The following is a 6,802-nucleotide window of genomic DNA, read 5'->3' as shown; positions in this document are numbered from 1 at the left end:
GGATGCCCACCCTCGCCCCCATCACCTTCAGCAGCGACGGCTGGCCCGTCCTGCAAACCGTCAACGGCCGCTGGGGCGCCACCTATCCCCGGCCCGCGATCAGCACGACCAAAACCGTTCAGCCGATGATCGGCCCGGACACGTTCACCGGCAGCACGCTGGCGCCGCGCTGGGAATGGAACCACAACCCGGACACGACGAAGTTCAGCGTCGGCAGCGGGCTGCGGCTGTCGACCGCGACCGTCACCAACGACCTCTACAACGCCCGCAACACGCTGACCCACCGGATCCAGGGCCCCACGTCCACGGCAACGATCCAGCTGAACTACTCGGCGATGGCCAACGGCGACCGGTCCGGCCTGGCCATGCTGCGCGATCAGTCGGCATGGATCGGCATCCGCAAGGACAACGGCGTCACCCGGGTCTCGATGACCAACGGGCTGACCATGTCGACCAGCGGGTGGACCACCACCGGGACCGGCTCCGAGGCGGCGGGCGCAGCCGTGTCGGGTGGCACCATCTGGCTGCGGGCCACCGCCAACATCCAACCCGGATCCGGGCGTACGGCGACCTTCTCCTACAGCACGAACGGCAGCACGTTCACCACGCTGGGGCCGGCGTTCACCCTGAACAACGACTGGCAGTTCTTCATGGGCTACCGCTTCGGCATCTTCAACTACGCCACCAGCTCCCTCGGCGGCGCGGTCACCGTCAACCGGTTCGACCTGACCGCCCCGTAACACCTTTCGACCCGATCACCCACCGGGCCCGTCCGGCGCCTGATCCGGCGGTCAGGACGGGCCCGGTGGCAAGCCTGCCGCCAGTTCGGCCACGGTGTGCGCCCGGATGCCGGTGACCGGGCCGCCCGCGACATCGGCCGCGACGGCACGGACGTGATCCTGCGCGATGCCGGCCAGCCCGTCGTAGACGGCGACGAACAGATCCCGGGCGGGTTGCCGCGGCCATCCCGGCGGCAGCAGTTGCAGCGGTAGACGGGGGTCGAGGACGGGCAGGCGCCGATAGGCGTCCATCACCTCGGTGCGGGCCCGCACCGCCTCGGCCCCGGCCAACCGGGCGGCGGTGATCCGGGCCGGCGTGTCACGCCACTGCCGGAGGAAAGCCTCGTACTCGCGGGCGATGGCGGCGGTGTCCCAGGCCTCCACGGGGCTCCGGTGCAGCCGGGCGCCGAGCTCGACGTGCCGGGCCCGGAACACGGTCATGGCGCCGGGGGCGAAAAGGGCCAGCTGCGCCCGGGCCTTGTCCGGAAGATTGTGCGGCGAGATCCAGAGGCCGTCGTACAGAGGCGCGTAACCCATCCAGCGCAGCTTGTTGCGCAGCTCCTGCCGCTGGGCGCGTTCCGTTTGCGGCAGCGAGAAAGCGACCAGGGTCCAGTTCTCGTCCCACGCTTCGGCGGCGGTGGCGGCCGAGACGATCCAGCTGCCGCCGATGGCCAGGAACTCGGCCGTGTCCGGGGCGAGCCGGTAGGCGCTGCGCCGTCCCTCCCGCCGCACCCGCAGCACGCCACGACGGGCGAGCCGGCTGATGGCGGTCCGGGCCCCGGCCTCGCTCACGCCGGCCTCGGCCAGCAGGGCCACGATGGCCGCCGACGGCAGTTCGGCCCGGGTGCGCAGGGTGTAGTCGGCGAGAAGGGTCACGGTCAGATCCTGGGGCGAATTGCCGGCCTGCCGCCGGGGGAGGCGGACGGCGCCCGCCGCGTCCTCCGGGAAGATCTCGTCGATGTCGTACGGGCTGGTCACGCGACGGCTCCGGACGGATCGGGGACTGACGGCTCCGGAGATCTTCCCATGCCCGTACGGGGTCAGGCCGGTGTGGACGGCGTGCCGCAACGCCGCCCACCCGATCCTCGTCAAACGCTGGTGCAGGCGGAGCCGTTGAGCGCGTACGCGGTGGGGGCTCCGTTGTTGCCGGTGTGGGTGGCCTGGAACCCGACGCTGATCGACGCGCCCGGCGCCAGGCTCGCGTTGTAGCTGACGTTGGTCGCCGTGACCCGCCCGGAGGTGGGGGCGTACGAGGCGCTCCAGCCGCCGGTGATGGTCTGGCCCGAGGGCAGGTCGAAGGCGAGCCGCCAGCCGTTTATCGGGGAACTGCCCGTGTTGGTGATGGTGATGTTCGTGGTCAGCCCGGTGTTCCAGGCGCTGACCGCGCCGGTGACCCGGCAGGCGGAGGTCGCCGGCGGAGTTGTCGGCGGGGTCGTGGGCGGGGTCGTGGGTGGAGTGACGGGGGGAGTGGTGGGCGGTGTGGTCAGACCGAAGAAGGCGATGGCCGCCGCGGCCATACCGCTGCTGGGCAGGGTGTGCCCGGCGCCCTGGATGCTGTACGCCTCGACCTGGACGGTGCCCGTCGCGTCGGCCCAGCGGCGGCGGTTCCAGCCCGCCTGCGGAGTGTCGCTGGACGAGGGCGTCGAGCCGAGGCCGAAGACGTTGGTCCACTGCTCGATCGACTCCTGCAGCAACGAGTACGGCACGAGGGTGTCGTTGGTGCCGTGCCACAGCTGCACCCGGGGACGGGCGCCGGTGTAGCCCGGTGACGCCTGGCGGACGGCGTCGCCCCACTGCTGGGGTGTGCGGTTCATGCTGCCGCCGGTGCACCGGCCGCCGGGCGGGTAGTCCGCCGCGTTGGCGAAGCAGTCGAACGGCACGCCCATGAAGGACGCGCCCGCCTTGAACAGGTCGGGGTAGAGGGCGAGCATGTGCTGGGTCATCATGCCGCCGGACGAGCTGCCGGTGGCGTACACCCGGTTCAGGTCGCCGCCGTACCGCTGGGCGGCGTAGGCCACCATCGACGCGATCGAGACCGGGTCGCTGCCGCCGTTGCGCTGCTTGGCCGCCGCCGACCAGGTGTCGAAGCACTTGCCGAAGCCGGCCTCCTGCATCGCCGACGGGTAGATCACGATGAACCCGTACCGGTCGGCCAGCGAGGCGAACTCGCTGCCCGAGTAGAAGCCGGGACCCGAGCCACCGCAGCCGTGCATGGCGACCACCATCGCCGGGCCGGCCGGGCGGGCGTCCGGCACGTAGATGTGCATGCGCATCCCGCCCGGGTTGCTGCCGAAGCTCGTCACCTCGGTCAGCGAGGCCGCGAAGGCCGGACGGGGCGCCGAGAGGGCGAAGCCGGTCAAGGCCAGCAGGGTGGCCAGGGCGTACAACAAATTACGTCTGATCCTCATGCGCGTCACTCCTGGAGCAGGCCGGACCGTGCGCGGGAACTGCCACGGTTGCGCACAGCCCATGCGGAAGGGTGGGGGGTTGCCGGCCTCGGCCTGCGGTGGTCACTCGGCGCCAAAACCGTTGAGACGTACGGGTGGTCTGCCCTGTCCGCACCCGTACGGGCACCGGAGATCCGGCGCCGGCCACCGTGCCCCGGCCGTGTCGCGCGCACCGGCGAACACGCGTCGTATGGCACTTAGCGTGCACCCGGAGCGGAAAACTGTCAATCGAAGTCTGCCGATGAAAGCGTTGACCGCCCTCACCTAACGGTTTAGTGTCGGGCCTAACCGTTAGGGGGTGCGGATGCCGGCAGTCGTGAGCGCGGCGAGCGGACAGCCGTCGCACGGGATCCAGCTGGGCGTGGTGCAGGAAGTCCTGCTGGCCCTGCTGGCCCAGGAGCCGTCGCACGGCTATCAGCTGCGCGCCGGCCTGCAACTGGCGCTGGGCCCGCTGGCCGACGCGCTCAAGGAGGGCCAGGTCTACGTCACCCTCACCCGGCTGGAGCGCGCCGGCCTGGTCGGCTCCGAGCGCATCGGCCAGGCCAATCAGCCCGAGCGCAAGGTCTACGCGCTCACCGCCGCCGGCCGGCAGCGGGTCCTCGACTGGCTGGCCGACACGAGCTGGCCCAAGCCGGCCCCGGCCGAGTTCCATCTCAAGCTGGTGGCGGCCGCGGCCACCGGCCTGGGCGATCCGCAGGGCATCGTCGACACGCAGCGGCACGCGGTGCTCGCCGAGCTGGCCGCGGTGCAACGGGCGGCCCTGGCCGAGCCGTCCGGCTCGGTGGCCGGGCTGCTCCTGGAGGGTGTCGTGCTCCGGCTGCAGGCGGATCTGCACTGGCTGGAGGCCTGCGCCCGATTCTGGGCGAAACCGGGGAAGAACCAGAGAGGGCGGCCATGAACGCGGTGCTGCGTACCCGCGATCTGCGGATGACGTACGGACGGGGCGCGGGGCTCGTGCACGCGCTGGAGGGTGTGGACCTCGAGGTCGCACCGGGTGAGACGGTGGCGGTGATGGGTCCGAGCGGATGCGGCAAGTCCACGCTGCTGCAACTGCTGGGCGGGCTGCAACGCTCCAGCCACGGTGAGGTCTGGGTCGACGGCCGGCGGATCGACGGCCTGGGCGAACGAGCCCTGGCCCGGCTGCGGCAGGGTGCGATCGGCTTCGTCTTCCAGGCGTTCCACCTGCTGGACGAGCTGACCGCGGTGGAGAACGTGGAGCTTCCGGCGCTGCTGGCCGGTCGTTCACCGTCGGTCGCCCGTCGCCGCGCGGCCGGCTTGCTGGATCGGGTCGGGCTCACCGAGCAGGCCCGGCGGCTGCCCGCCGCGCTGTCCGGCGGGGAACGGCAACGGGTCGCGATCGCCCGGGCGCTGAGCAACGAGCCCCTGGTCGTGCTGGCCGACGAGCCCACCGGCAACCTGGACAGCGCGTCCACCACCGACGTGCTGCGGCTGCTCGACGGCCTGCGTTCGGAGGGGCAGAGCCAGGTGATCGTCACGCACGACGCCCGGGTCGCGGCGACCGCGGACCGGCTGATCTCGATGCGCGACGGCGTGTTCGTCGAGGAGACCCGGCTGACTCACGGCACCGGCGAACGGCTCAGCCGGCTCGTCGGTCTGGAGGGCTGAGCGATGGGCCGGGCTCTGCTGATCTTCCGGCTGGCGGCGCGCGACCTGCGACGCCGGACCGGGCAGGCGGCGCTGCTGCTGGTCGCGATCGTGTCGGCGACCACCACGCTGACCCTCGGGCTGATGTTGCGAGGAGCGGCTCAGGAGCCGTACCAGAGCACCCGGACGGCGACCGCCGGACCGGACGTCGTGTTCGGGCTCGCGCCCCGGCCCGGCACCACCGTCGACCCCGCCGACCTGACCGAACTCGTCAGCGAGCCGGGGGTGACCGCCTCGAGCGGGCCGTTCCCGTACACCGAAAAGGTGGTGACCGTCGGCGGCGTCTCGGTGCATGCGTGGCTTCAGGGCCGGGACACCGGCACCGCAGCCGTCGACCGGCCGGCACTGTCGGCGGGGCAGTGGACGCGGCCCGGCGGCGTCGTGGTGGAAGCCGGGTTCGCCCAGTCGATCGGCGCGGGTGTCGGCGACCGGATCGACATCGGCGGCCGCCAGTTCACGGTCAGCGGGATCGCGGTCACCGCGGCCTCCGGACCGTACCCGAAAACGGCTTTCTCTCCGATCTTCTCCGGCGCCGAGCTCCCGCCGCCGCCACCCGCCCGCCGTGACCCGGGGCCGGTGCCCGGCCCGCCCCCGTCCGACGGGTTCTACCTGGGCCCGGCCGGGCTCGTCTGGCTCACCGAGGCGGACACGCGCGCCCTGGCCGGCCCCAGCACCCTCGCCTACCTGCTCAATCTGAAGCTCGCCGACCCGGCCGCCGCGCCGGCCTTCGCCGCCGCCCATCTGTTCGCCACCGAGCAGGCGGTGCTGGCCCCGGCGACCTGGCAGGACCTCGAGGCCGCCAACGGCTGGGTGCTCCGGAACAAGCAGTTCTCGCTGATGCTGGGCAGTTCGTTGCTGGTGCTGGTCGCGGTGGCCAGCATCGTGGTGCTGGTCGGCGGACGGATGGCCGACCAGGTGCACCGGGTCGGCCTGCTCAAGGCCGTCGGCGCGACCCCGGCTCTGATCGCCGCGGTGCTGCTCGCCGAGCATCTCGCGATCGCCCTGGCGGCGGGCGGCCTCGGGCTGACCGCCGGGCGGCTGCTCGCCCCACTGCTGTCCGACCCGGGCGCCGGGCTGCTCGGCCGGGACGGCGCGCTGCCGTTCACGCCGGGCACGGTCGCCGTGGTGGCCGCGGTGGCGCTGGGCATCGCGGCGCTGGCCACCTTCGTCCCGGCGATCCGCGCCGCCCGGATCGACACGACGCGGGCGCTGGCCGGCACGGTCCGTCCGCCCCGGCGCCACGCCCGGCTGATCGCGCTGTCGGCCCGGCTGCCGGTCGCGCTGATGCTCGGCCTGCGGATCGCCGCGCGCCGTCCGCGCCGCACCTGGCTCGGTGTGTTCGCGGTGGCGGTGGCGATCACCGGGATCGTGGCCTCGCTGTCCGCCCGGGCCAATCGGCTGGTGGAGGCCGCGCCCGGCACCGATCCGAGGACCGCCATGACGCAGGGACTGGTGGTGATCAGCGTGATGCTGGCCGTGCAGGCCACCGTCAACGCGATCTGCGTGGTCTGGGTGACCACCCTCGACACCCGGCATGCGGCGGCGCTGGCCCGGGCGCTGGGCGCGACACCCGGTCAGGTCAGCGCCGGGTTGTCGGTGGCCCAACTGCTGCCCGCCCTGGGCGGGGCGCTGATCGGGGTGGCCGGCGGGCTGGGCCTGGCCCAGGTCCTGGACGACGACGCGCTGGCCGTCCCGCCGCTGTGGCAGCTGACCGCGGTCGTGCTCGGCACCGCGCTGGTCATCGTGGTCTGCACCGCGCTGCCGGCCCGGATCGGCGCGTCCCGCCCGGCCGGCGAGGTGCTGCAGGCCGCATAGCGGCCCGTAACGGCGGGGGGGGGCGCCGGGGGGGGGGCCCGGGGGGGGGGGGGGGGGGCAAAAAAAGGGGGGGGGAGACACGGCGGGGGGGGGGGT

6 protein-coding genes are annotated in these 6,802 nt (G+C 73.1%); 4 read left to right on the top strand and 2 right to left on the bottom strand.

What is annotated here, in order from left to right:
• Window positions 1-740: beta-xylosidase family glycoside hydrolase (locus tag ACZ3I4_RS44515; protein ID WP_465388207.1), on the top strand; the 740-nt coding region annotated here is incomplete at its 5' end.
• A 51-nt stretch (window positions 741-791) separates the two neighbouring features.
• Here ACZ3I4_RS44515 and ACZ3I4_RS44510 read toward each other — a convergent pair.
• Entirely contained in the window at window positions 792-1,757 is a 966-nt protein-coding gene (locus ACZ3I4_RS44510) for a PaaX family transcriptional regulator (RefSeq protein ID WP_465388206.1), read from the bottom strand.
• Window positions 1,758-1,867: 110 nt separating this feature from the next.
• Window positions 1,868-3,187 carry an extracellular catalytic domain type 1 short-chain-length polyhydroxyalkanoate depolymerase gene (locus ACZ3I4_RS44505; RefSeq protein ID WP_465388205.1) on the bottom strand — a complete coding sequence of 440 codons (1,320 nt, stop codon included), beginning with the start codon at window positions 3,185-3,187 and terminating at the stop codon, window positions 1,868-1,870.
• Between the two features lie 343 nt (window positions 3,188-3,530).
• Between ACZ3I4_RS44505 and ACZ3I4_RS44500 the strand changes: the two genes are divergently transcribed.
• The 3 genes from ACZ3I4_RS44500 to ACZ3I4_RS44490 are packed head-to-tail and all read left to right on the top strand — an operon-like array spanning window position 3,531 to window position 6,706.
• Window positions 3,531-4,124: a PadR family transcriptional regulator gene (locus tag ACZ3I4_RS44500; protein WP_465388204.1), complete on the top strand. Its 594-nt coding sequence runs from the start codon at window positions 3,531-3,533 to the stop codon at window positions 4,122-4,124.
• The gene (locus tag ACZ3I4_RS44495) at window positions 4,121-4,852 is read left to right on the top strand and encodes an ABC transporter ATP-binding protein (RefSeq protein WP_465388203.1); all 732 of its coding nucleotides are present in this window, start codon (window positions 4,121-4,123) and stop codon (window positions 4,850-4,852) included. The genes ACZ3I4_RS44500 and ACZ3I4_RS44495 overlap by 4 nt, the downstream gene beginning before the upstream one ends.
• Before the next feature lie 3 nt (window positions 4,853-4,855).
• Window positions 4,856-6,706, top strand: coding sequence for an ABC transporter permease (locus tag ACZ3I4_RS44490; RefSeq protein WP_465388202.1), 1,851 nt, complete (start codon window positions 4,856-4,858; stop codon window positions 6,704-6,706).
• Window positions 6,707-6,802 lie beyond the last annotated feature (96 nt).

The sequence above is a fragment of the Actinoplanes sp. NPDC021490 genome, assembly GCF_055562135.1.
Note: the sequence above shows the minus strand (reverse complement) of the source record. Positions and strands in the feature narration are given on the sequence as shown.

Bases quoted from the DNA above. Each gene is read 5' to 3' on its own strand.
- ACZ3I4_RS44505 (WP_465388205.1), bottom strand. From the start codon at position 3,187: ATGAGGATCAGACGTAATTTGTTGTACGCCCTGGCCACCCTGCTGGCC.
- ACZ3I4_RS44500 (WP_465388204.1), top strand. From the start codon at position 3,531: ATGCCGGCAGTCGTGAGCGCGGCGAGCGGACAGCCGTCGCACGGGATC.
- ACZ3I4_RS44495 (WP_465388203.1), top strand. From the start codon at position 4,121: ATGAACGCGGTGCTGCGTACCCGCGATCTGCGGATGACGTACGGACGG.
- ACZ3I4_RS44490 (WP_465388202.1), top strand. From the start codon at position 4,856: ATGGGCCGGGCTCTGCTGATCTTCCGGCTGGCGGCGCGCGACCTGCGA.